We start from the raw sequence: 23,019 nt of genomic DNA on the forward strand, positions 1-23,019 counted from the left end.
CTCATATGCTGCGTAAACGGCACTTTTCTTCATGTCTATAGAGGGGCGCGGTGAAGATATGGCATCCTCCTCGGACAATATTGACGCAAAGGACATCCGGAGCTTGGCGACGGACCTTCAGGCCTTAGCGGACTTCCTGCCCGTCTTTCGGCAGCCAGGGTTCCAGGCGGGGACATGGGCTGGCGGCGCAGAGACCGAACCGGGTGTTATCCAGATGCCGTATGTTTCCTACGATCCGGTCGTCGATTCCTTCCGCAAGGTCGCCTACGAGCATGGCTGGGTGAAGAAGGATTTTGCCTGGTCGGCATGGATGCAGTCCGACGAAGCAAGGTCCCTACGGGCCGGGACCGCCATCCGCAGCGCTACGTCGGACCAACTCGGGCAGCTGCTGACGGTTTGCATCCGGCAGGACCGCTTCGTTGAAGGCGCCCTAATGGGTGCGTTTGAATCGGGGCTGATCCTGCGCATTGTCGAACGCGCCGCTGTACTTGCCGCGGCAGCCTGACGGCTTCCCAAAGTGACAATCGCTTGCCTTAGTGATAGCGTCACAGCGCAAAATCGGCGGAATGCACGGATCGAGTCGAATTGTTTCCTGCATCCCGTGCTTGACGATAGTCCCCGAAAGTTCGGTTTTTGGGGTATCCCGAAAAAATCCAGCAATTTCAAAAGCCGGCCATTTTGGCGGAATGGCTGACGGTATATCGCGATCAAAAATATTTTTAATGGCGTGATTTCAAGGTGTTATGGCAGCCATTGATAATAGAGTGGGAGTGACGGGTACAAACGGCGGCAATAGCGTAGTTTCGGCGACGATATTCGCCGCGGTGCCGTTACCGTCCGGTCTGTTTCTGACTTCCGTCGAGCGGCGTTGATCTCCCTCTCAAAGACTTACTTATCCGATCTGTGGCCAATCCCCGAGCGAAGTAAAGCGGCTTCAGGGGAGGGGAGAACTCTAGCGTAGAATGGCGCGCACATGGGCTGGTCCGCGCCATCAGCGGAAATTGACCTACTGCCCAATAGCGGACATTGGGCCATAGGTGCACCGTATCAGACGATCGTCCCGGAGCAAAACGCGCGCCGGTTCGGCCGATCAATGGCCGTGCCGCGGGAGGAGGAGATGACAAGGCGCGGCATGACGAGGCCATGCGCCATGATCCTATGGCCTTGTCGTCATACATTATCAGCCTGGGCGCCGGCGGCTCGCGCTGACGCGGATGACCGCCACGTCCTGCCCCAGATGATCGGTCACCGACAGTTCGATATCGGAACCGCTGGGCGGACTGGCATTCGCGCGGCCGAGCTCATCGAAGCACAAGCGTATCAGGGTCGCCCAGGCGGCATCGTCATTGGCAAGCTCGATGGGAGCGTCCTTGTCTTCGCCGGTTCGCCGGAAGCGGTAGGTCGCCATGCTAGTTGCTCCCGCTTATGCGCACCGGCGGACGAGCACCGCCACCGGCGGCGAGCGTCCACAACCTTCTTACTTGCCGCGATATGCCTGAAGCGAGACTTGTCCCTGGTTCGGAAGGCGGCCCGTCACGCATGACGTTTCGAGCGACGTGAACGGCCGGAGCCAACTGACTGCAAGAAGGAAAGCGGGAGAGCAGAAGAGACTCGATTGTGACGTCGACGATATTGTCCATCCATCACGTTACCACAGGCGCGATCGTGGCCGGCGCACGTCGGCGTGATGGCGACGAAATCCGCTTTCATGACCGGGCCGGTGACATTTTCGATCAGCACGAATGGCTCATCGACATCTGGCAATTGACCGGCGCCTGACGAACGGGCAGCCCTAGCCGGCGAGCCGATCCGTCGCGACGGTCAGCCGGATGGACAGGCCCTCCGGCTTCCATTCGCGTGTGATCTCGCCACCCAGTTGCCCACGCACGGTGGAGCGCGCGAGGAGGGTGCCGAATCCGTCGCTGTCGGGAGCGCGATCGATCCGCGGCCCACCACGCTCTTTCCAGGTCAGGATGAAGGTCGCGCCTTGATCCTCGCAGCGGATGTCCATTCCTCCGTTCCGAACCGACAGAGCGCCGTATTTGGCGGCATTGGTCGCGAATTCATGGAACAGCAGGGCGAAACCGCTCACGGCGCCACCGGCCACATCGATATCCGGCCCTTCAATAGTGACACGGGAGCCCGGCGTCGCGTCGCATTCGTCATATGGCGACAGGATGGTGCGCATGAGGGTGTGCAATGTCGTTGCCTGCTGCAGTCGCATGTTGGCCGCGGAGGTGTGCGGTACCGTCAAGGCATGAGCCTGTGACAGGGCATTCAACCGCGACACGACAACGGAAGCGAGGTCATCCACGCTCGTCGCCGATCTCCTGCTGAGTGAGACGATGCTGCTCGCGAGCGAGAACAAGTTCTTCACCCGGTGATCCATTTCCCGAATGAGGAGATGCTGCTGTTCCTCGGCGCGTCGCCGTTCGCTGATGTCCCGCGCGATCGTCGAGGCGCCCATGATCCGACCGGAATGGTCCTGTATCGGCGAGACCGACAGCGAAATGTCGACCAGGCTGCCAACCTTCCTGAGTCTCGTTGTCTCATAGTGCTCGATGCGCTCGCCGGCGCGGATGCGTGCCAGGATGTTCGGCTCCTCGTCGGGACGATCGGGCAGCACGAGCACCGAAACCGACTTGCCGACGATCTCCTCGGCGGTATAGCCAAACAGCCGTTCGGCTCCCTTGTTCCAGCTGGTGACGATGCCGTCGAGATCCTTGGTGAGGATGGCATCTGCCGAGGTCTCGACGATTGCGGCGAGACGCTGCGCAGTCTCGTAGGCCACGGAGCGATCCGACACGTCAATCAGAAGATTGACCGCGCCGGTTATCGTTCCTCCGTCGTCAAGCAAAGGCGTCGAAAACGCCAGAACAGTCACGCGCAATCCGTCCGGTCCTTCGATGACGAGCTCGTGTCCTCGCCTGAGTTCGCGCTCCGCGGATGCCAGGGCTATCGGTGACTGTGCATAGGACATGGATCGACCATCCGGCCCGAAAAGCCTCCATGATCGCGAGAAGTCTGCGGTGCCCAGCCGGGGTTCCGGTCGCCACAGATGCCGCGCCGCCTCGTTAAAGAAGACGAGCCGGTCTTCGACATCGGTCACGTAGACGGCCTGGGGAAACACCTTCAGAAAGGCGTACAGCGAGGCTTTCTCCTGCTCATTCCGATCGGCGGCGACGATCGGCACTTCGCGCGCACCTGCGACGCTGTCCGACAAGGGCGGAGCAGGCATGCGAGGCTCCTTTCGCTTCTTTGAGCGGAACGCTTCAGGAATGGCGTTGAAGGCGTAAGTCGACAGACGACTGTCCGCCTCCATGAGCCGGGCTGAAATAGGCTCGACCTTTCAATCTAGTGCCACCGCCTGCCTGCGCACAACGTGATAGTGCACATAACGCCTTGCAAGGCGGACGAAAGATGCCGTTGCGGCAAAACCGATGGATCGTTCAGGCCAGCCAAGAGTTCACCCCCATTGTCCTGCCGTAACCGCACCGGTGTCGAGTTCCATGAGTACGCCAATTGCCGTGCTGGTCGTCGAGGACGAGGTGATGATCCGCGTCGACGTCGCCGACTATCTTACCCATCGGGGATTTGAAGTGTACGAGGCGGCCAACGCCGATCAGGCACTCGAGATAATGGAAGCCGTCCCGAATATCCGGCTGCTTTTTACCGATATCGACATGCCCGGCAGCATGGACGGGCTGAAGCTCTCGGCCACCGTGCGCAACCGCTGGCCTCCGGTACACACCATCGTGACGTTGGGACACCGCTTCGTCGACAAATCCGAGCTTCCCGCCGGAAGCGTGTTCTTCGCCAAGCCTTACGGGCCGCCTGACGTCGCCAGATCCATCCACAACCTGCTCGCTGGCCAATAGTCCGGGGGGAGCTCTCGGATCCACGGGAAGGTCCCCAGCCCCGCCACTGATCTCCGGCGAGACGCTCAAGAGGCTTCCAGACCACTTGTTATTGTGCGCTGCAGCACGATATTGCTGCATGTGCGTTATTTCCTTTGCCGCCCTTCCCGGGCCACAACAAGGACGCCTCGCTTGCGAAATATCCCGGATATGCTTGCCCGCCTTGCAGTCCTACGCGGGTACACGGGCACTTTCTCAGCCGATCCCGCCCGCGCCGATCGGCTGTCGACGCTCACCACTTTCGGTACGAATCCTGGAGGGTTGAGGGCACACTTCTATACGCCGCCTGGCATCCGTCCGGGTGCGCCGCTCGTTGTCGTGCTGCATGGCTGCACGCAAAATGCGGCGGGGTACGATCATCATTCCGGCTGGTCGGAGCTTGCCGAGCGCGCCGGCGTCGCATTGCTCTATCCGGAGCAGCAGCACGCCAATAATCCGAACCTGTGCTTCAACTGGTTCCACCCGGAGGATACGCGGCGCAACCACGGCGAGGCTCTGTCGATCCGACAGATGATCGAGACGATGGTCCTTGCTCATGATCTCGACCGGAGCAGAGTCTTCGTCACCGGCCTGTCGGCCGGCGGCGCCATGGCCAGCGTCATGCTTGCGACCTATCCGGAGGTGTTCGCGGGAGGTGGCATCATCGCCGGCCTCGCCTATGGCCGCGCCTCGACGGTTCCCGAGGCGTTCAGCTGCATGCACGGCCAAGGCTCGATTTCCGACGGCGAGCTCTGGCGGCTCCTGCGTGAGGCGTCCAGCCACTCCGGTCCCTGGCCGAAAGTCACCATCTGGCAGGGCTCGGCCGACCACACAGTCGCCCCCTCCAACGCCGAGGACATCGCCGCGCAATGGCGCAGCGCGCATAGGCTCGAAGCGGCCGCATCGCGAACCGAAAGACAGGGCCCACACTGGCGGCGGATCTGGTGCAACGCGGCTGGCGAGGCGGTGATCGAGCTCAACACGGTCGCTGCGATGGGACATGGCACGCCGCTCGGAGACGAACTGGGCACGCCGGGACCTTACATGTTCGACGTTGGCATCTCCTCGACCTGGGAGATCGCCCGATTCTGGGGCATCGTCGAAGCACGTGATAGTCTCTCGCCGGAGCTCGTTCCGGATGCGCGCGGAGCTTTCCGCGCCGCGTTCCCGCCACCCGAGGCGCACGCTTTACCCCTGCATGGAGAGCGAGCAAGCAATGACGCCCCCGCACGTCCTGCGATCCATGGCTTGGCTCGCGAAAGTTCCGTACGCAAGATCATCGAGGACGCGCTGCGCAGTGCAGGCCTGATGCGCTAGGACCGGCACGCGCCTCCGCCGAACACTTCCAAGCCGCAGCACAGCGATCGTTTCGCGCTAGCGGCCTCCGATGAGGAAGATGAACACTTGTCCGCGCAGTTCCGCGATCCGGAACTTTCCGGGCGCTGGGAGTACGTCTTCGGGCTTGCCGTCATCCCCGATCGGTGGCGTCGCCAACCGTCAATGTGCGCGCGGCTTCGGCATCGTTGCCTACGAGATCGAAAGCATCCCCGAGGATACACCGCCAGAACCGACACAGATCAGGTCGATAAGGCCGTCGCGCAACTTTCGACGCCGCGGCGGTCGGGCGTGGTCTGGCCGGGCATGATCGCCCAGCCGCCGGCCTCGACGAACTGGCGCTTCTTGTAGTTGTCGGGGATCGCCTTGAACTCGGCGAGTTTCGCAGATGCATCCGGCGCGGCGTTGAACCGCTCGACGCAGATGGCGGACGCCAGTTCCCCGCGCGCGACATCGCCTGCGGTTGTGGCCGCTGCTCGTGATGTGCCGCCGGTCACCCAGCCGCCCCAGTTAAATCCGACGATCATCGTGGCCGCGGCCGTGGCCACGCAGGCCCATACGAGGATCATCTTGGAGGGCCGATAGTCGTCAATTCGCTGGCTGAGCGATGTCTTGGTGCTGCCCTGCATGGTCATTGGAAGTCTCCTGCCGATTGAAGGTGGGATTCCGCCGTCCGGCCATGCTTGGCCGAACGATTCACGCACAGTGCTTAGTAGCCCATGCCGCCATTTCCGGTCGGCGAGGCGGGTTCCTTGACGGGAATATCGGCGATCATCGCTTCGGCGGTGATCATTGGCGGCAATCGTGCCGACCTGCGCGATCTCGGCCGAGGACTCGACCTTCCTGGCGCGGGCCTGGATTTCCTTCACCACAGTGGCCACGCCGAGATCAATGCCGCGCTTAAGATCCATCGGGTTCATGCCGGCGGCGACCAGCTTGGCGCCTTCGCGCAGGATGGAAGCGGCGAGCACGGTGGCGGTGGTGGTGCCGTCGCCGGCGAGGTCGTTGGTCTTCGAGGCCACTTCGCGCACCATCTGGGCGCCCATGTTCTCGAACTTGTCGGCGAGCTCGATCTCCTTGGCGACCGTCACGCCGTCCTTGGTGATGCGCGGGGCGCCGTAGGCCTTCTCTATGATGACGTTGCGCCCCTTCGGGCCCAGCGTCACCTTGACGGCATTGTTGAGCAGTTCGACGCCGCGCAGCATGCGGTCGCGGGCGTCGGTGGCAAAGCGGATTTCCTTGGCAGACATAGGATCAGGTCCAGTTCGGTCTTGAGAGGCGGGACTCGGAGATCGGCTGGTCAGGCGGCTTGCCTGCCGGTCGCCGCGGTCGTCTCGACGATGCCCAGTATGTCGGCCTCCTTCATGATCAGGAGGTCCTCGCCGTCGATCTTCACCTCGGTGCCGGACCATTTGCCGAACAGGACGAGGTCGCCGGCCTTGACGTCGAGCGGAACCAGCTTGCCGGCCTCGTCGCGCAGGCCGGGGCCGGCGGCAACGACTTCGCCCTGCGCCGGCTTTTCCTTCGCGGTGTCGGGAATGATGATCCCGCCCTTGGATATGAGATCGCCTTCCGAGCGCCGGATGACGACGCGGTCGTGGAGTGGCCGGAATTTCATGGGGTTCTTTCTGCGGCCGGCGTAAAGGGCGGCCGCAGCGCCAACATAGCTCCTTTGGCACTCGGGAGATAGGACTGCCAGCATTATAATTTTGCCGGCACGGAAATATTGAAAGAGCGACTCGGAACATTTTCTTCGAAAAACAGAGGAGCCGATCAGAAAAATCGGCATCTACTGATGTGCTCGTCTCCGCTTCTATTTTTCCGATTCAGCCGATGAGCGGACAAAATATTTACGTTATAGCGATACGGCCTTGTCTGGAACGAAATTGAGGCGTACTCATAAAGCTGTTGATTTGGCCGATTTGGCTTTCGCTGTCTCAGCGACGCCGACGCGCCGTCACCATCAAGTTCTCAACAACGGATGCGTGGCGCCGATCCGGCGTGTACGGCGCCTGTTCGAATCTGGAACGCTTCTGCCGAACACGGATGTATTGGCGGCACGGGTCTCGGTTCGGAGAGAAGCGGTCTTCCCACATCGGCTCGAGCGTGCGTGCGCCATTGCCTGATTGGCTGCCGATCACCATCCGACAGCCCACGCAGCAAGTCGCCGATCATTTCGGCGAACCGCCCTATCTCAGAAGGACCACAAACCATCATGACCACTCGAAGCATTCCACAACACAGCGCCCCTGCCATCGACAGCGAGCCGACGACGCATCTCTTCGCAATCGGGCAGACCGTCCGGCTCAGAGGCGGATATACCGTCTTCACCTCGCGGTTCGGCGATATCTACCGTGTTACCGGCAAGCTGCCGCCGAGCGGGAACTCGCTGCAGTACCGCATCCGCAACGAGCGCGAGCAGCACGAGCGGGTGGCGGTGGAGGACAGCCTGGAAATCGTTCGCGCGGATGAGCAGGGTGAGAACACGGCGCTCGTCGACAGGACGTTCCGTCGCTGACCGGCGGCCTCTCCGGAACCGGACATGATGAAGTTCGTGATCGAGTTCTATCGCACCCGCGAGCGGGACGACGCTCATGCGGTCGTCGGCCGCGAAACCGTGGACGCGGTCGATCTCGATACTGCGATCGGGATGGCGCGGTCGCTGGCTCAGTCGCTCGACATGCCGCAGCGACCCGATGCCTTGGCGATCGTCGACGAGAACGGCCGCACGCTTCATTCCTGCGCCTTCGACGCTGCACTGGGGCAAGAGAAAAGGCCGTCGCCGTGAACCAATTCAGGCAGCCGTTCGTCCGGTGCGACGCATCTGGAACCATGGCAGGGCCGTCATGACACTGGCTTTCCCCAACCCAAGCCGCAGCCTCGACAAGGCGCGGAACGCCGTCCGGTTCACCGGCTATGACGGCATGTTCGAGATTTCGTTCTTGGTTGACATCGGCGCGCTGGTGAAGTCGGCTGCCGAATTGCGCATGTCGGAAACGCTGGAGGCGACGTGCCTTTCCGCTTTCGATGTGCTGCGTAGTCCCATCTATGCCGCCGCTGCGAAGGCCTATCTGGATGGTCGCCGCGCCCCTTATATCCTGACCGCCGCCGATATCCGCTAGACGGATCAATGCTCCCGAGAATCCTTCATGCTGATCCGTTACGGCTACGAGATAACGCTGACCTGTCAGCAGCCGACTGCGCTCGTCTGCCTTCTGTCCGTCCATGAGGATCGCGCCGCCGATATCCGCGCGGCAGAGACATTCTTCACCACGCCCGATGTCCCAACATCGACCTATCGCGATCTGTTCGGCAATCGGTGCCGGCGGCTCGTCGCGCCCGCGGGCGACCTGACGATCTGGGGCGACGCCACGATCGAGGATGATGGCAGGCCGGATCCGGTGCTGCCGGTTGCTCGGGAAATGGCCGTCCCCGAACTGCCGGACGAATGCCTCGTCTATCTAATGGGTAGCCGCTACTGCGAAACCGACCGTCTCAGCCAGACGGCGTGGGACCTGTTCGGCACGCTCGCGCCTGGCTGGGGCCGTGTGCAGGCGATCTGCGACTTCGTTCACAACCACATCCGCTTTGACTACATGCAGGCCCGCTCCACGCGAACGGCATTCGAGACGTTTCAGGAGCGCGTCGGCGTCTGCCGCGACTTCGCCCATCTCGCCGTCGCCTTCTGCCGCTGCCTCAACATTCCGGCCCGCTATGTGAACGGGCATCTCGGCGACATCGGCGTGCCGGTCGTCGATCCGATGGATTTCAGCGCCTGGATCGAGGTCTTTCTGGACGGCGCATGGCGCACCTTCGATCCCCGTAACAACGTGCCGCGGGTCGGTCGGATCGTCGTCGCCCGCGGGCGCGACGCCGCCGACATACCGCTGATCAATTCCTTCGGGCCTCATGTTCTGAAGTCCTTTCGGGTGTGGACCTATGAGGTCCAGGGGCTGTCATAGGCGCAGGGGCCTCCGCTGGCGGCGATGGGAGCCCGGAGGAGGCTTGCCGAATGAACGAGAGCCTCGCGCGGCTTCCCAGAGAACCGGCAGACCGGCTCACGCGGCCTTTCATGCGCTTCCTGCGCATCGAGGCGATGGCGGGCGTGGTTCTGCTGCTGAGCACGCTTCTCGCACTGCTTCTCGCCAACACGGCGTGGTCGGCCTCGTTCCTCGCCTTGTGGGATATGCCGGCGGGGGTCCGGCTCGGCGAGGTCGAGCTCTCCCGTTCGTTGCAGCACTGGATCAACGACGGGCTGATGACGCTCTTTTTCTTCGTCATCGCGCTCGAGCTGAAACGCGAGCTGGTGCTTGGCGAACTGCGCAATCCGCGCGTCGCCGCCCTGCCTTTGGCAGCTGCTTTCGGCGGGATGCTGATACCGGCCGGGGTATTCCTGCTCGTGGTTGGCAGCGGGCCGGGCGCAAACGGCTGGGGCACCGTCATGTCCACCGACACGGCCTTCGTCATCGGATGCCTGGCGATTCTCGGCGCGCGTATTCCAGAAGGCTTACGGCTGTTCCTGCTCTCGCTCGCGATCTTTGACGATGTGGGTGCCATCCTGGTCGTGGCGATTGGCTATGGCGACACCTTGAACTGGGCTGCTCTCGGTGCCGCCGGGATCGGACTTGCCGTGGTGGCTGCAATTTCGCGCCTGGGAGTGCGCAATATTCTCGTCTATTTCGCGGTAGGCGGCGGTATCTGGCTGGCGTTCGATGCCTCGGGAATCCATGCGACCATTACCGGCGTGATCCTTGGACTGATGACTCCGGCGCGGAGCTGGGTGAGTGACACGCGTTTGCACGCGATCCTTGACCGCGTGGTCGCCTATCCTCCCGGCGATCACTGGAGCGGGGATGCGGCGGCGCGCAGCGACCTCCATCGAGCGGGCGTCGCCACGCGCGAAGCGCTGTCGCCAATCGAGCGGCTGGAGATCGCTCTCCATCCATGGGTGGCCTTCGCCGTCATGCCGCTCTTTGCCCTTGCCAATGCCGGCGTGCCGATGGCGGCGGCGACCTTCGATGTCGCTCTCACCACTGCGATTGTCGCGGCCTTCGTGGTCGGCAAGCCCGCCGGGGTTGTGCTCTTCAGCGTTCTTGCCGTGAAGCTCCGCTTGGGGGTCCGTCCAGACGAGCTGTCGTGGGGCCTGCTGGCGGCTGGAAGCCTGCTGACCGGGATCGGATTCACCATGGCGCTTTTCATCGCCGAACTTGCCTTCGAGCCCATGCTTCTGGACTCGGTCAAGCTCGGCATTCTCGGCGCCTCCATCATCTCGGCAGCAGCCGGCTTTCTAGCGTTGAGCTGGCTGACGTCTCGCAGAACGCCATAGCGCCCTACGCGCGGCAGCTGACCAGGGTGGTGCTCCATTGCGTTTACGCCCGGACGGAAACCTCGACCGACATCGCGTCGAACGCATCGCTCATCCCGAAGAATTCACCGGTCACGGGCATCACCTGCCGAATATCGCGGCCAACGGCAACCGGAATGAGGTTGGCGCCGCCCACACTGCGGTTCGTCGGATCGAAAGTGATCCAGCCCGCTCCGGGAACATAGACCTCCGCCCAGGCGTGGGTTGATCCCGAGCCCATCGTTCCCGCAAGCTCCTGGGAGGGATTATGCAGATAGCCCGAGACGATCCGCGCGCCGAAGCCCAGGGTCCGCACGGCCTCCACGAAGAGCACGGCCATGTCGCGGCACGATCCCCAGCCGCGCTCCAGCGTGTGGACAGGCGACTGCGTACCCTCGTCGTCGCGTCCCTGATAGGAGATCCATGGCAGTACGCCTGCGTTGATGTCCTTCAGCAGCGCAAGCGTGTCTGTCGGCTCGCCGTGGACGAAGGCTTGGCTCCAGGCTCGCAGCCTTCCGGCCGGATCCGGATATTGGGGCGTTGTCAGGGCACCGAGGTCCGTCCACTCGTCCGCGCTATACTGGAAGGGATAGAAGATCGCCGATGCGGCGACATCGAACACCGGCCATGCGACTGCATCGAGCTCGATCTCGGCGAGGCTTTCGATGACCAGATTGTCAGTCATATCGTGGAAGGTCGCCGTTGCCACCATATTGCCGGCGACGTCATGGGCCCACGTCACGACCGCACCGGGGGTGATCGTCAGGTCGATCGAACGCAGACGAAGCTCCCGGCTCTCGCGGGGACGCAGCATCATCTGATGCGGCCGCAAGCTCACGGGCCTGTTGTAGCGATAGGTCGTGCTGTGATGAATCTTCAGGACGCTCACTGCATCTCCCTTGAGTCAGCGGGACCTCTGCAGAACCGCTTGATAACATGTGCGCCGAGGCCGCTTCCCAGCCTCGGACGGAGGGCAGATCGGGCCAGTATCCACCGCATGTGGCGCCCTGTCGTTCGATTACCAGGGATGGCTACACCGGAGCGGGGCGAATAATGCGCCTGGTCGGCAAAACTACCGAAATCACCACAGGTAGGTGGCTGTTTTGTCGCCGAATAAGTCTACACAGAGCATATCGGCCGCTTAATTCGAACAATTTTCAATGTCATAATAATGTTTCACCCACTCTTAGACCTCGCGAACATCAATGACCCATGCCGATAGACGCGCGTGGATGCGGAGACACGATGCCGACGGCTGACCAATGCGGCGCAGCGAAATCTGATGCGAAGAGCTGGATGGCCCGGCTGAGCGGCTATCGGCAATCCGATCCACGACGCAGCGTCTGGGAGCTGCTCATCACGGCCATTCCCTTCACGCTCGCCTGGAGCGCCATGCTGACGTCGCTGAAGCTCGAGCAGTTCTGGCTCTATGCGCTCCTGATCTTCCCCGCCGCCGGGCTCCTGGTCCGCCTGTTCATGATCCAGCACGATTGCGGCCACGGCTCCTTCTTCCGCAACCGAAGCGGCAATGACTGGACCGGACGGGTGATCGGCGTGCTGACCATGACGCCCTATGATCACTGGAAGCGCAGCCATGCCGGCCATCACGCCAGCTCCGGCAATCTCGACCGGCGCGGCATCGGCGACGTCGATACGCTGACGGTGGAGGAATATCGGGCGCGCTCGCGCTGGGGGCGGCTGCGCTACCGGCTCTACCGCAACCCGCTGGTGATGTTCGGCATCGGCCCGATCTACGTCTTCCTGCTGCAGAGCCGCCTGCCGCTCGGGGTTGTCGGCAAGGGCTGGGAGCCGTGGATCAGCACCATGACGACCAATCTGGGTATCGCCGTCGCCGCCGGCCTGCTGATGCGGGCCTTCGGCATCGGGCCGTTCCTCCTGGTCCACCTGCCCATCGTGATCGCCGCCGCCGCGACCGGCGTCTGGCTGTTCTACGTGCAGCACCAGTTCGAAGACACGCACTGGGCCGCCAACGAGAACTGGGAATTCCACGAGGCGGCGCTGCATGGCAGCTCGCATTACGACCTGCCCGGCGTGCTGCGCTGGTTCACCGCGAATATCGGCATGCACCATGTACATCATCTGTGCAGCCGCATTCCCTATTACCGCTTGCCGGAAGTGCTGCGCGACCACCCGGACTTGCGCGACATCGGCCGCCTGACGCTGTGGGAGAGCTTCGGCTGCGTGCGGCTGACGCTGTGGGACCAGCGCCAGGGACGGCTCATTTCCTTCCGTGAAATGAACGAAATCTACGGATGAGCCGCCGTCAAATCCTGGGATTCGGCATTTAAAAACCCGTCTGCCCTTGTAATATTCTCGTCGAAGCGCATATTGGTCTAGTCGATACACGGCGATAAGAACGCTCTCCGCGCGGACACTGCTTCCTCGCCACAGGTTCTATTTTCCTGAAAATGCGATTTCGACGGCCCGCATCCGTTCGGGCAAGCCAAAATACAGTCATGAAAGGGTTTCCATGACCACGGGAACCGTAAAATGGTTCAACGCCCAGAAGGGCTTTGGATTCATTGCGCCGGACGACGGCGGTAGCGACGCATTCGTTCACATCAGTGCCGTCGAGCGTGCCGGTCTCCGCGAGCTTCGCGAAGGTCAGAAGGTGGGCTTCGAGCTCATCGCTGATCAGCGCAGCGGGAAGATGTCCGCGGACAAGCTTCACTCACTTAGCTGATCGCCGACTGTCCGAAGCCTGACTTCGGACAGTCGGCGGTAGCGCGTCGCCTTCCCGGCCGACCACGGATGTACTGGCGGCCGGTTGAGCGATGCCGCAGCGACTGGAGGCGCTCCGCGCTCTTCGGCCCCGCGCTTTCCCAAGGTCGCGGGGCCTTCGTTTTCTGAAGACATATGTCAACATGATAGGGAGGAAGTGCTCATGGCCAAGGGTCAGGTACGCGGCAATCGGGAAGCCAAGAAGCCGAAGAAGATCAAGGAGCCCGTGGCAGCGCCCGCCCTCTCCAAGGGAACGCCAGCCTCTGTGGGACTGCCGAAGAAGAAGGGCTGAGGCCGCGCCATGCACAGCCGGACCCGAGAGACCACGGTCACCTTCAGGCATCCGTTCAAGCTCAGCGCGCTCGAAAGCGGGCAGCCTGCGGGGACCTACCGGCTGGTGATCGACGAGGAAGAGATTCCCGACCTCACCTTTCTGGCGTATCGGCGCTCAGCGACGATGCTGCACACGCCCGCCATCGCCCTTGCCGGCTCCATCCAGGTCTTCACGATCAATTCCGAGGAACTGGCGAGGGCACTGGAAGCTGACCTCAAGACGTGATCGTGGGTCAAATCTCAAGGAGACATCGGCCATGGACTATCTCGGCGGACTAAGCGGCACCGGCCGTCTCCTTTGCGGGAACACCTTGGTTGCCCCGACGCAGTATGATTTCGACGGCTATCTCTCCAGCGGCGGACAGGTGACAAGCTGCGGCGAGATCCGCGTGCCCACCTCCGTGCTCCGGGAAGTGTTCGGCCGCGCCGACCTGCGGCTGCGCACCGTCGACGGCCGCCTGCTGCGCCTGCGCTTCTCCGAGAAGCGTCTGCCATCGGGCTGCGACGGCGCCGCCCATGTCGATGTCACCGGCGACCTCCCCGCCGCCGGCGAATGGTGCGCCGACCGGGACACCGCCTACCTCACGTCCTAGCCCTGGCTCCGGACCCGCCCCGGCGAAGTTCCGCCCCCCGGCCGTCGGCCCATGCCTCTGGCGCCACCCCGCATCGGTAGGCATTGATGAATCCGATCGCTGATCTTCGCCGCTATGCCCTGCAACTGCGCAGCCGCACTTGGCAGGGGTCCGTCTGGAACGATCCTGCGCCGATACGTGAGGAACTGTTCGGCGCCGAGCGGCTGGAGCAGCACGCAAGAAGCCTCGCCGCAGCGCAGCCGATCGCCCTGCGCCCGCCTTCTGTCCCGCCCCTGCACGCCCGGCTGAAAGACAATGCCGGCGTCCTGCTCGCCGCCTACCGGGCGACGGCCGCCGATGCGGAGGGGGGACGCGCCGTGGTGCCGGCCGCCGAATGGCTGCTGGACAATTATCATCTCGTCGAGGAGCAAGTTCGGGAGATCCGCGACGACCTGCCGCCCGGCTATTACCGCCAATTGCCGAAGCTCGCCGAAGGGCCGTTCGCTGGCTATCCGCGGGTGCTAGGGCTTGCCTGGGCCTATGTCGCCCATACCGACAGCCATTTCGATCCCAAGATGCTGCGCCGCTTCATCGCGGCCTATCAGCAGGTCGAACCGCTGACCATCGGCGAGTTGTGGGCGGTGGCGATCACGCTTCGCATCGTACTCATCGAGAATCTGCGCCGGCTTGCCGACCAGATCACGGTCGGACGTCAGTGGCGCCGGGAGGCCGACCTCCTGGCCGACTGTCTTCTCACCTCGGGTGAAGCGCGCGCCGCGCTCGAAGCGGACATCCTGATCCGCTCACCAGAACCGCTGGACGAGGTTTTCGCTGCCCAGCTGGTCAAGCGGCTTAGAGACCAAGACCCCCGGATAATGCCGGCGCTGGGATGGCTGGACGCAAGACTTAGAGCCCAGGCAGCCTCGGTCGACGGTGTGGTGCAGCGCGCCCAGCAGCGGCTCGGTGCATCCAATGTCAGCGTCCGGAACGTCATTACAAGCATGCGGATGATCTCTGACATCGACTGGCCCGAAATGTTCGAGAGCGTCAGCTTAATCGATGACCGGCTGCGGGCGGGCAGCGCCTTTGCCGCGATGGATTTTCCTACCCGCAATCTCTATCGCAGCGCGATCGAGCAACTCGCCCGCGGCTCCCCGGCCTCCGAGCTCGACATCGCCGGCCAGGCTCTGCAGGCGGTTACGCAAGCGGCCTCTGCCACATCGCATGCCGCGGATGACGGGCCGGCCAGCGATCCCGGCCATCATCTGATCGGCAATGGGCGGCGCGCATTCGAGCGGACAATTCAGTACCGCCCACCGGTGCGGCTCCGCTTCAGCCGCCTCAGCATCCGGCTCGGCATCGGTGGCTATATCGGCACCATCGTCGCCATCACCCTCGGTCTCGTCGCGCTGGCGCTGTGGACGCTCTCCGCCGCCGGGCTCTCCGGTGGCTGGCTCGCTCTGTTCGGCCTTATTAGCTTCGTCCCGGCGAGCGAGGTGGCGACCGCCCTGGTGAACCGTGGCGTGGCATGGATGTTCGGCGCCACGAGCCTGCCCGGCCTCGAGCTCGCGGGCGGCGTACCGAGTTCGCTGCGCACTCTCATCGCCGTGCCGACGCTGCTCACCAGCGAAGCCGATCTTCTGGAGCAGGTGGAAAGGCTCGAGGTGCATTTCCTTTCCGGCACCAGCGGCGATCTCACCTTCGCCTTGTTGTCGGACGGCATCGACGCCGATTGCGAGGTTCTGCCGTGGGACGCGCCGCTACTGGAACTCGCCGCGCAGGGGATCGAGCAGTTGAATCGGCGCCACGGTCCCGGCCCGGCGGGCGAGCGCTTCCTCCTGCTGCACCGTCATCGCCGGTTCAATCCGGGCGAGGGCAAATGGATGGGATGGGAGCGCAAGCGAGGCAAGCTGCATGAGCTCAACCGGCTGCTGCGCGGAGCGGACGATACCTCCTTCATGGCCGTTGGTGGCCGTCCTCCGCAGGTGCCGGAGGATGTGCAATACGTGATCACGCTCGATGCCGATACTCGCCTGCCTCGCGACTCCGCGCTCCGGCTCGTCGGCAAGATGGCACATCCGCTGAACCGGCCGAAATTCGACGCTGCCGAGCAGCGGGTGGTCAGCGGCTACGGCATCCTCCAGCCGCGGGTCACGCCCTCGCTCCCGATCGGCCGCGAGGGCTCGTTCTACCAACGCGTCATCTCCGGCGGCGGCGGCATGGATCCCTATGCCGCGGCGGTGTCCGACGTCTATCAGGACCTGTTCGGCGAAGGCTCCTACACCGGCAAGGGCATCTACGAGATCGACGCCTTCGAGGCCGCGCTGGCTGGGCGCATCCCGGAAAACGCGCTGCTCAGCCACGATCTGTTCGAGGGCGTGTTCGCCCGCGCCGGCCTCGCCTCGGATGTCGAGGTGGTCGAGGAGTTCCCCGCGCGCTACGACGTCGTCGCCAAGCGACAGCATCGCTGGATGCGCGGCGACTGGCAACTGCTTCCGTGGGTCTTCGGAGAGGGAACGGCACGGCACGGGCTCACCCGCGTCGGTCGCGGCAAGATGCTCGACAATCTGCGGCGCTCCGTATTGGCCCCGTTCACGTTGCTGGCGCTATGTCTGTGCTGGCTTCTTCCCATGCCGGCGGCGCTGATCGGCACGCTCCTGGTCGTCGCCTGCGTCGCGGTCCCCGCCTTCCTGCCGATCCTGTTCGCCGTGCTTCCGGGCCGCCCCGGCATGCGTCTGCGCAGTCACCTCGCCCGGCTGCGCGCCGATATGTGGCTGGCGACCGCCCAGACCCTGCTGTCTCTCACCTTCCTGCCCGACCATGCCTGGCGGGCCGCCGATGCCGCGATCCGCACCCTGCTTCGGCTGATGATGACGCACCGCCACCTGCTGGAGTGGACGACGGCGGCGAAGTCCTCGGCGGGCCCGCGGCTGGACCTTGCCGGCTTCTACCAGCAGATGGCCGGCAGCACGGCGCTCGCCTTCCTGCTGGCTGCCGGCGCGCTCCTCGTCATGCCGTCCTCCTGGCCGCTGGTCCTGCCCTGCGCTCTGCTCTGGCTCGGCGCCCCGGCGATCGCGCAATGGGCGAGCCGTGCGCCGAAGGTGCCAGTGCGTCTCGCCGTCGGCGAGCGGGACGCGCGCGAACTGCGCCTCATCGCCCGGCGCACCTGGCGCTTCTTCGAGACCTTCGTCACCCCGGCCGACAACATGCTGCCGCCGGATAATTTCCAGGAAGTGCCGAAGCCGATCGTCGCGCGCCGGACCTCGCCGACCAATATCGGCCTCTATCTGCTCTCGGCCGTCGCCGCCCGCGACTTCGGCTGGGCCGGCACGATCGAGACCATCACGCGGCTGGAAGCAACGTTCGCGACCCTGAAAAGGCTGCCCCGCTTCCGCGGGCACTTCTTCAACTGGTACGGGACAGAGAACCTCGCATCATTGCCGCCCGACTATGTCTCGTCCGTCGACAGCGGCAATCTCGCCGGCCATCTCATCGCGCTGGCCAATGCCTGCGAGGAGTGGACGGATGCCCCCGTCGGCGTGAGCGCGCGCGCGGGCATTCAGGACGCTCTCGCGCTGGCGCGCGAGGCGATGACGGCCCTGCCCGGCGCGGGCAGCCCGCAGGGACTGGCGCTGGCGGCGGCCCTGGACGAGATCGACGCCCAGCTGAACGGCGTGCAGGCATTGGAAGCGACGGCCCCGGTGCTGAAGCGGCTCGCCGACAAGGCCGCGAGGATCGCGAAGGAAATCAATCCCGCGACCGGCGACGAGAGCTCCACCGATATCGCCTATTGGATCGAGGCGCTCGGCAGGGCGGTCAGCGAACATGAGCGGGACCGCCTTGAGCTTCTGGCGGTGCCGGCCGCCACGCGGGATCGCCTGACCGCGCTGGCCGACACGGCGCGGACCATGGCGATGGAGATGGACTTCGCCTTCCTGCTCGACCCCGAGCGGAAGCTGCTTTCCATCGGCTATTCGCTCACCGAGAACGGCCTCGACCCGAGCTGCTACGACCTTCTGGCGTCCGAAGCGCGGCTCGCCAGCCTGTTCGCCATCGCCAAGGGCGATGCGCCGACCCGCCACTGGTTCCGGCTCGGCCGGCTTGCGACGCCGCTCGGCAACGGCTCAGCGCTGATCTCGTGGTCGGGATCGATGTTCGAATACCTCATGCCGTCGCTGGTGATGCGCGCGCCGGCCGGCAGCGTGCTCGAACAGACCAACCGCCTCGTGGTCGAGCGCCAGCAATCCTATGCCCGGCTGCTGGGGATTCCCTGGGGCATGTCGGAATCAGCCTATAACGCCCGCGACATCGAGTTCACCTACCAATACGCCAATTTCGGCGTGCCCGGTCTCGGCCTCAAGCGCGGCCTCTCGGAGAGCGTCGTCGTGGCGCCCTATGCCACCGGACTCGCCAGCATGGTGAACCCCGAGCGCGCGCGGCAGAACTATGCCCATCTCGCCGAGCTGGGCGCGCAGGGTCGCTACGGCTTCTATGAAGCGCTCGACTTCACCCGTTCGCGGCTTCCGGAAGACGAGGACGTCGCCATCGTCCGCAGCTTCATGGCCCATCACCAGGGCATGACCATCGTCGCTATCGCCAACACACTGCTGGGCGGCGAGATGCGCGCCCGATTCCATCGCGAGCCGATGATTCGGGCGAGCGAGCTTCTGCTGCAGGAACGCTCGCCGCGCGACGTCGTCGTGGCCCGTCCCCGCGCCGAGGAGGTTCGCGCCGCCGCCGTCGATGCTCGCAGCGAGGGCGCGATGGTCCGCCGCCTGACCGCTCCCGCTCCGGGGGCGCCGATTACGCACCTGCTCTCCAATGGCAGCTACGCCGTCATGATGACAGCGGCCGGCAGCGGCTACAGCCGCTGGGGCGACATCGCGGTCACGCGCTGGCGCGAGGACGCCACGCGCGACGACTGGGGCTCCTTCATCTTCCTGCGCGATATGAGGGGCGGCAGTGTCTGGTCCGTCACTACGCAGCCGATGGCGGACGCTGCAGGTGAAAGCGACGTGGTGTTCGGCGAGGACCACGCCGAGTTCATCCGTCACGATGTCGGCCTGACCACGACGATGGATGTCATCGTCTCCGGCGAGCACAATGGCGAGGTCCGGCGCGTCTCGCTGACCAATAGCGGGCGGCGGCCTCGCGAGATCGAGCTGACCTCCTATGCCGAGCTCGTCCTGACCACGCCGGCCGCCGACGATGCCCACCCGGCCTTTGCCAAGATGTTCATCGAGACCGAGCATCTGCCCGACTTCGGCGCCCTTCTCGCCACGCGCCGGCTTCGGGCGCCGGGCGAGTCGCAGATATGGGCGGCGCATTTCGCGGTGGTGGAAGGCGAGGTCGCCGCCAATCCGCAATACGAGACCGACCGCGCCCGCTTCATCGGCCGCGGGCGCAGCGTCGGCACGGCCGAGGCCACGGCGGGCGGCCGGCCGCTCTCGAACACCGTGGGCACGGTGCTGGACCCGGTCTTCTCGCTACGCCAGAGCGTGCGCATCGCGCCGGGCAAGGTCGCGCGTGTCGCCTTCTGGACCGTCGTCGCGTCCTCGCGGGCGGAGCTGCTCGATCTGATCGATACCCATCACGACCGCAACGCGTTCGACCGGGCCAGGACCCTGGCGTGGACACAGGCACAGGTCCAACTTCGACACATCGACGTGGATGTGGAGGAAGCCGCCGACTTCCAGCGGCTCGCCGCGCCGCTGCTCTATGCCGACCGGCGCTTCAGGTCGCCCTCCGAGGCGATCATGCGCGGTGCCGGCCCGCAGTCCGGCCTCTGGCAGCATTCCATCTCCGGCGACCTGCCGATCGTGCTGCTGCGGATCGACGACGTTGAGGACATGGCGCAGGTGCGCCAATTGCTGCGCGCGCATGAATATTGGCGCATGAAGCGCCTCGCGGTTGATCTGGTCATCGTCAACGAGCGCGCCTCCTCCTATGTGCAGGACCTGCAGATCGCCATCGAGGCGGCGGTGCGTACCAACGCGTCGCGTCCGCTGCTCGACAAGGAACCGGCGCAGGGTTCCGTTTATGTGCTGCGTGCCGATCTCATGAGTGTGGAGTCGCGTGCGCTTCTGCGCTCGGTCGCCCGCATCGTGCTTTTGGCGCGGCGCGGCACCATCGCTGCCCATCTCGCCCGCCTGGGCCAGCCGTCGAATTTCCCGCCCGCCCGGCGCCGGGCGCGCGCCTTGACCTCGATGCACGGTCCCGGGCCGCGGCACAAGCCGCCTGCGCTCGAATTCTTCAATGGTCTGGGCGGCTTCGACAACGATGGGCGGGAATATGTGACCATCCTAGGGCCGGACCAGGTTACGCCCGCGCCTTGGATCAATGTCGTAGCCAATGCCGGCTTCGGCTTCCAGATATCCGCGGAGGGCAGCGGCTATTGCTGGGCGCAGAACAGCCGCGAGAACCAGCTCACCCAATGGTCCAACGACGCCGTCGTCGACCTCGTGGGCGAGGCGATCTATGTGCGGGATGAAGAGAGCGGCGACCTATGGAGTCCGACTGCGCAGCCGATCCGCGGCGATGGCATCTATGTCGCGCGGCACGGCTTCGGCTACAGCCGCTTCGAGCATGAGGCGAACGGCATCGCCCTCGACCTGCTGCACTTCGTGCCGCTCGACGATCCGATCAAGATCTCCCGATTGAAGCTCACCAACCTGTCAGACCGGCCGCGCAAGCTCTCAGTGACCGCCTATGCGGAGTGGGTGCTCGGCGCCTCGCGCGGAGCCTCCGCTCCGTTCATCACCACGGAGCTCGACGAGCAGAGCGGCGCGATGCTGGCGCGCAATCGCTGGAGCGCCACCTTCGGCTCCCGCGTCGCCTTCGCCGATCTTGCCGGGCGGCAGACCGCGTGGACCGCGGATCGCACCGAATTCCTCAGCCGCGATGGCAGGCCCGCATCACCTCTCGGCCTTGCGGGCAATGCGCCGTTGTCCGGGGTGACCGGCGCGGGCCTCGATCCGTGCGCCGCCTTGCAGACGATGGTCGAGCTCGGCATCGGTGAGACAATCGAGGTCGTCTCGTTCATCGGCCAGTGCGGGTCGGTGGAGGAGGTGCGGGCGCTGATCGCCCGCTATCGTCAGGCCGACCTCGATGCCGTCCTCGCCGCCGTAACGGCCCATTGGAACGCGGTGCTCGGCACCGTCCAGGTGAAGACGCCGGACCGGGCGATGGACATCATGCTGAACGGCTGGCTGCTCTACCAGACGCTGGCCTGCCGCATCACCGCGCGCTCCGCCTTCTATCAGGCGAGCGGCGCCTATGGCTTCCGCGACCAGTTGCAGGACGGCATGGCGCTGACGCTGGCGCTGCCGGCGGAGACGCGCGGCCATATAATGCGCGCTGCGGGGCGGCAATTCGTCGAGGGCGACGTCCAGCACTGGTGGCTGCCGCAATCGGGCCAGGGCGTGCGCACCCGCATCTCCGACGATCATGTGTGGCTCGCCTTCGCCACTGCCACCTATATCGACAGCTCGGGCGACGCCGCGATCCTCGACGAGCCTGTGCCCTATCTCGACGGACCGCAGCTGCTGCCGGAGGAGCACGAGCATTTCTTCCAGCCGATGCCGGCGGACGAGACCTCCTCGCTGTTCGAGCACTGCGCCCGCGGCCTCGACCATGCGCTTTCCCTCACCGGCGAGCTTGGCCTGCCGCTGATGGGGACGGGCGACTGGAACGATGGCATGAACCGCGTCGGCGAGGGCGGTAAGGGCGGGAGCGTCTGGCTCGGCTGGCTGCTGATCCGCACCATCGAGTTGTTCGTACCGCTGGCGGAAGCGCGCGATCCCGAGCGCGCCCGGCGCTGGCGCGCGCATGCGGCGTCAGTGCGGCGGGCGCTGGAGCGCTCGGCCTGGGACGGGGAATGGTATCGGCGCGCGACCTTCGACGACGGCACCTGGCTCGGCTCGAAGGATAGCGGCGAGTGCCGCATCGATTCCATCGCGCAATCCTGGGCGGTGCTGTCGGGCGCTGCCGATTCTCTGCGTGCCGCCACCGCGATGGCCTCGCTGGAACGCCATCTGATCCGCACTGAGGAGCAGCTCGCCCTGCTGTTCACGCCGCCCTTCGACCGGACGCCGCTTGAGCCCGGCTACATCAAGGGCTATCCGCCGGGCCTGCGCGAGAATGGCGGGCAATACAGCCACGCCGCCATGTGGGCGGTTCTCGCCTTCGCCAAGCTGCGTGCGGGAGACAAGGCGCATGATCTCTTCGCCCTGCTCAACCCGATCAACCATGCCCGCACGCCCGATGAGGTCGAGCGCTACAAGGTCGAGCCCTACGTCGTCGCCGCCGACATCTATTCCGTCGCTCCGCATGTGGGGCGCGGCGGCTGGACCTGGTACACCGGCTCGGCGGGCTGGATGCACCGCGCCGGCGTAGAGGGCATTCTCGGCATCCGGCGGGAGGGTGATTTCCTCATCGTCGCTCCCTGTATGCCAGCGGCGTGGCCGGGCTTCGCGGCAACGGTGACACTAGGTGGGGTAGTCTGCAGGATCGAGGTTCGAGTCGTCGGCGAAAATCAAGAGCCATACTCGGTGCTCGACGGCATCCACATCCCGTCACCGGACAGATCCGCTCGTATTCCCTTCGACGGCGAGAATCACGATCTCCTGATGTCCATCTGACGAGACAAACACATGAAAGCACCGTCTCGCCGACCCCGATAACGACGGTCGTGTTGGCCGACGACTTCGCAGGATTCGTCACTTTCATTCGCATGAATAGGCTCACCCTCAACCGATCGCCACATCATCGAACGGCTGCATAAAGGTGAAGGAAATTT

The 23,019-nt window shown here is 64.5% G+C and carries 19 protein-coding genes and 1 pseudogene; 15 read left to right on the plus strand and 5 right to left on the minus strand.

From position 1 onward, the window contains the following. The first annotated feature begins 58 nt into the window (after positions 1–58). A complete protein-coding gene (locus FO470_RS08930) occupies positions 59–505 on the plus strand; it encodes a DUF6508 domain-containing protein (protein WP_144342579.1) in 447 nt (148 codons plus the stop codon). A 675-nt stretch (positions 506–1,180) separates the two neighbouring features. Here the strand turns inward: FO470_RS08930 and FO470_RS08935 are convergent. Then, a complete protein-coding gene (locus tag FO470_RS08935) occupies positions 1,181–1,408 on the minus strand; it encodes a hypothetical protein (protein WP_144342580.1) in 228 nt (75 codons plus the stop codon). A 209-nt stretch (positions 1,409–1,617) separates the two neighbouring features. Between FO470_RS08935 and FO470_RS19510 the strand changes: the two genes are divergently transcribed. Beyond that, entirely contained in the window at positions 1,618–1,779 is a 162-nt protein-coding gene (locus tag FO470_RS19510; protein WP_186291889.1) for a hypothetical protein, read from the plus strand. 13 nt (positions 1,780–1,792) lie between these two features. Here the strand turns inward: FO470_RS19510 and FO470_RS08940 are convergent, their stop codons facing one another. Further along, positions 1,793–3,238 carry a PAS domain S-box protein gene (locus tag FO470_RS08940; RefSeq protein WP_144342581.1) on the minus strand — a complete coding sequence of 482 codons (1,446 nt, stop codon included), beginning with the start codon at positions 3,236–3,238 and terminating at the stop codon, positions 1,793–1,795. Between the two features lie 271 nt (positions 3,239–3,509). Between FO470_RS08940 and FO470_RS08945 the strand changes: the two genes are divergently transcribed. Together FO470_RS08945 and FO470_RS08950 are read left to right on the plus strand one after the other, a co-directional pair. After that, on the plus strand, positions 3,510–3,878 hold the full coding sequence (locus FO470_RS08945) for a response regulator (protein ID WP_144342582.1): 369 nt from the start codon (positions 3,510–3,512) through the stop codon (positions 3,876–3,878). 171 nt (positions 3,879–4,049) lie between these two features. Beyond that, positions 4,050–5,213 carry an extracellular catalytic domain type 1 short-chain-length polyhydroxyalkanoate depolymerase gene (locus FO470_RS08950; RefSeq protein WP_186291890.1) on the plus strand — a complete coding sequence of 388 codons (1,164 nt, stop codon included), beginning with the start codon at positions 4,050–4,052 and terminating at the stop codon, positions 5,211–5,213. Between the two features lie 809 nt (positions 5,214–6,022). On the opposite strand, the pseudogene FO470_RS08960 reads toward FO470_RS08950, so the two are convergent. Together FO470_RS08960 and FO470_RS08965 are read right to left on the minus strand one after the other, a co-directional pair. After that, positions 6,023–6,481 (minus strand): annotated as a pseudogene (locus tag FO470_RS08960) (TCP-1/cpn60 chaperonin family protein); the annotation flags it as partial. A 50-nt stretch (positions 6,482–6,531) separates the two neighbouring features. Next, complete coding sequence (locus tag FO470_RS08965; protein WP_144342583.1) at positions 6,532–6,849, minus strand: co-chaperone GroES; 318 nt, start codon at positions 6,847–6,849, stop codon at positions 6,532–6,534. A 597-nt stretch (positions 6,850–7,446) separates the two neighbouring features. On the opposite strand from FO470_RS08965, the gene FO470_RS08970 reads away from it, so the two are divergent. Genes FO470_RS08970 through nhaA form a run of 5 tightly spaced genes read left to right on the plus strand, consistent with a single transcriptional unit; the run spans position 7,447 to position 10,557 of the window. Continuing rightward, entirely contained in the window at positions 7,447–7,749 is a 303-nt protein-coding gene (locus tag FO470_RS08970) for a hypothetical protein (protein WP_144342584.1), read from the plus strand. Between the two features lie 27 nt (positions 7,750–7,776). After that, a complete protein-coding gene (locus FO470_RS08975; protein WP_144342835.1) occupies positions 7,777–8,019 on the plus strand; it encodes a hypothetical protein in 243 nt (80 codons plus the stop codon). Between the two features lie 58 nt (positions 8,020–8,077). Further along, positions 8,078–8,353, plus strand: coding sequence for a DUF1488 family protein (locus tag FO470_RS08980; RefSeq protein WP_144342585.1), 276 nt, complete (start codon positions 8,078–8,080; stop codon positions 8,351–8,353). A gap of 27 nt (positions 8,354–8,380) precedes the next feature. Beyond that, the gene (locus FO470_RS08985) at positions 8,381–9,193 is read left to right on the plus strand and encodes a transglutaminase-like domain-containing protein (protein WP_144342586.1); all 813 of its coding nucleotides are present in this window, start codon (positions 8,381–8,383) and stop codon (positions 9,191–9,193) included. A gap of 50 nt (positions 9,194–9,243) precedes the next feature. Next, positions 9,244–10,557, plus strand: a complete 1,314-nt coding sequence (nhaA, locus tag FO470_RS08990; protein WP_144342587.1) for a Na+/H+ antiporter NhaA — start codon at positions 9,244–9,246, stop codon at positions 10,555–10,557. Positions 10,558–10,600: 43 nt separating this feature from the next. On the opposite strand, the gene FO470_RS08995 is transcribed toward nhaA, so the two are convergent. Continuing rightward, on the minus strand, positions 10,601–11,464 hold the full coding sequence (locus tag FO470_RS08995) for a transglutaminase family protein (protein ID WP_144342588.1): 864 nt from the start codon (positions 11,462–11,464) through the stop codon (positions 10,601–10,603). A 407-nt stretch (positions 11,465–11,871) separates the two neighbouring features. Here FO470_RS08995 and FO470_RS09000 point away from each other — a divergent pair, with 407 nt between their 5' ends. The 6 genes from FO470_RS09000 to FO470_RS09020 all read left to right on the plus strand — a co-directional run bounded on the left by FO470_RS09000 (position 11,872) and on the right by FO470_RS09020 (position 22,861). Then, positions 11,872–12,852 (plus strand): fatty acid desaturase, encoded by a 981-nt coding sequence (locus tag FO470_RS09000; RefSeq protein ID WP_246659528.1) that lies wholly within the window; start codon positions 11,872–11,874, stop codon positions 12,850–12,852. Positions 12,853–13,066: 214 nt separating this feature from the next. After that, complete coding sequence (locus tag FO470_RS09005; protein WP_144342590.1) at positions 13,067–13,279, plus strand: cold-shock protein; 213 nt, start codon at positions 13,067–13,069, stop codon at positions 13,277–13,279. A 201-nt stretch (positions 13,280–13,480) separates the two neighbouring features. Next, positions 13,481–13,609, plus strand: coding sequence for a hypothetical protein (locus tag FO470_RS19775; RefSeq protein ID WP_272482969.1), 129 nt, complete (start codon positions 13,481–13,483; stop codon positions 13,607–13,609). A gap of 9 nt (positions 13,610–13,618) precedes the next feature. Then, positions 13,619–13,876, plus strand: coding sequence for a hypothetical protein (locus FO470_RS09010; protein ID WP_144342591.1), 258 nt, complete (start codon positions 13,619–13,621; stop codon positions 13,874–13,876). Between the two features lie 31 nt (positions 13,877–13,907). Further along, positions 13,908–14,243, plus strand: coding sequence for a hypothetical protein (locus FO470_RS09015; protein WP_144342592.1), 336 nt, complete (start codon positions 13,908–13,910; stop codon positions 14,241–14,243). 86 nt (positions 14,244–14,329) lie between these two features. Continuing rightward, positions 14,330–22,861 (plus strand): GH36-type glycosyl hydrolase domain-containing protein, encoded by an 8,532-nt coding sequence (locus FO470_RS09020; RefSeq protein ID WP_210244916.1) that lies wholly within the window; start codon positions 14,330–14,332, stop codon positions 22,859–22,861. Positions 22,862–23,019 lie beyond the last annotated feature (158 nt).

It is taken from the genome of Ancylobacter moscoviensis (assembly GCF_007559435.1).
Taxonomy (GTDB): Bacteria; Pseudomonadota; Alphaproteobacteria; order Rhizobiales; family Xanthobacteraceae; genus Ancylobacter; species Ancylobacter moscoviensis.

Bases quoted from the DNA above. Each gene is read 5' to 3' on its own strand.
- FO470_RS08980 (WP_144342585.1), top strand. From the start codon at position 8,078: ATGACACTGGCTTTCCCCAACCCAAGCCGCAGCCTCGACAAGGCGCGG.
- FO470_RS08970 (WP_144342584.1), top strand. From the start codon at position 7,447: ATGACCACTCGAAGCATTCCACAACACAGCGCCCCTGCCATCGACAGC.
- FO470_RS09010 (WP_144342591.1), top strand. From the start codon at position 13,619: ATGCACAGCCGGACCCGAGAGACCACGGTCACCTTCAGGCATCCGTTC.
- FO470_RS08985 (WP_144342586.1), top strand. From the start codon at position 8,381: ATGCTGATCCGTTACGGCTACGAGATAACGCTGACCTGTCAGCAGCCG.
- FO470_RS09015 (WP_144342592.1), top strand. From the start codon at position 13,908: ATGGACTATCTCGGCGGACTAAGCGGCACCGGCCGTCTCCTTTGCGGG.
- FO470_RS09020 (WP_210244916.1), top strand. From the start codon at position 14,330: ATGAATCCGATCGCTGATCTTCGCCGCTATGCCCTGCAACTGCGCAGC.
- FO470_RS08930 (WP_144342579.1), top strand. From the start codon at position 59: ATGGCATCCTCCTCGGACAATATTGACGCAAAGGACATCCGGAGCTTG.
- FO470_RS08965 (WP_144342583.1), bottom strand. From the start codon at position 6,849: ATGAAATTCCGGCCACTCCACGACCGCGTCGTCATCCGGCGCTCGGAA.
- FO470_RS08935 (WP_144342580.1), bottom strand. From the start codon at position 1,408: ATGGCGACCTACCGCTTCCGGCGAACCGGCGAAGACAAGGACGCTCCC.
- FO470_RS08940 (WP_144342581.1), bottom strand. From the start codon at position 3,238: ATGCCTGCTCCGCCCTTGTCGGACAGCGTCGCAGGTGCGCGCGAAGTG.
- FO470_RS19775 (WP_272482969.1), top strand. From the start codon at position 13,481: ATGGCCAAGGGTCAGGTACGCGGCAATCGGGAAGCCAAGAAGCCGAAG.
- FO470_RS08975 (WP_144342835.1), top strand. From the start codon at position 7,777: ATGAAGTTCGTGATCGAGTTCTATCGCACCCGCGAGCGGGACGACGCT.
- nhaA (WP_144342587.1), top strand. From the start codon at position 9,244: ATGAACGAGAGCCTCGCGCGGCTTCCCAGAGAACCGGCAGACCGGCTC.
- FO470_RS08945 (WP_144342582.1), top strand. From the start codon at position 3,510: ATGAGTACGCCAATTGCCGTGCTGGTCGTCGAGGACGAGGTGATGATC.
- FO470_RS09005 (WP_144342590.1), top strand. From the start codon at position 13,067: ATGACCACGGGAACCGTAAAATGGTTCAACGCCCAGAAGGGCTTTGGA.
- FO470_RS09000 (WP_246659528.1), top strand. From the start codon at position 11,872: ATGGCCCGGCTGAGCGGCTATCGGCAATCCGATCCACGACGCAGCGTC.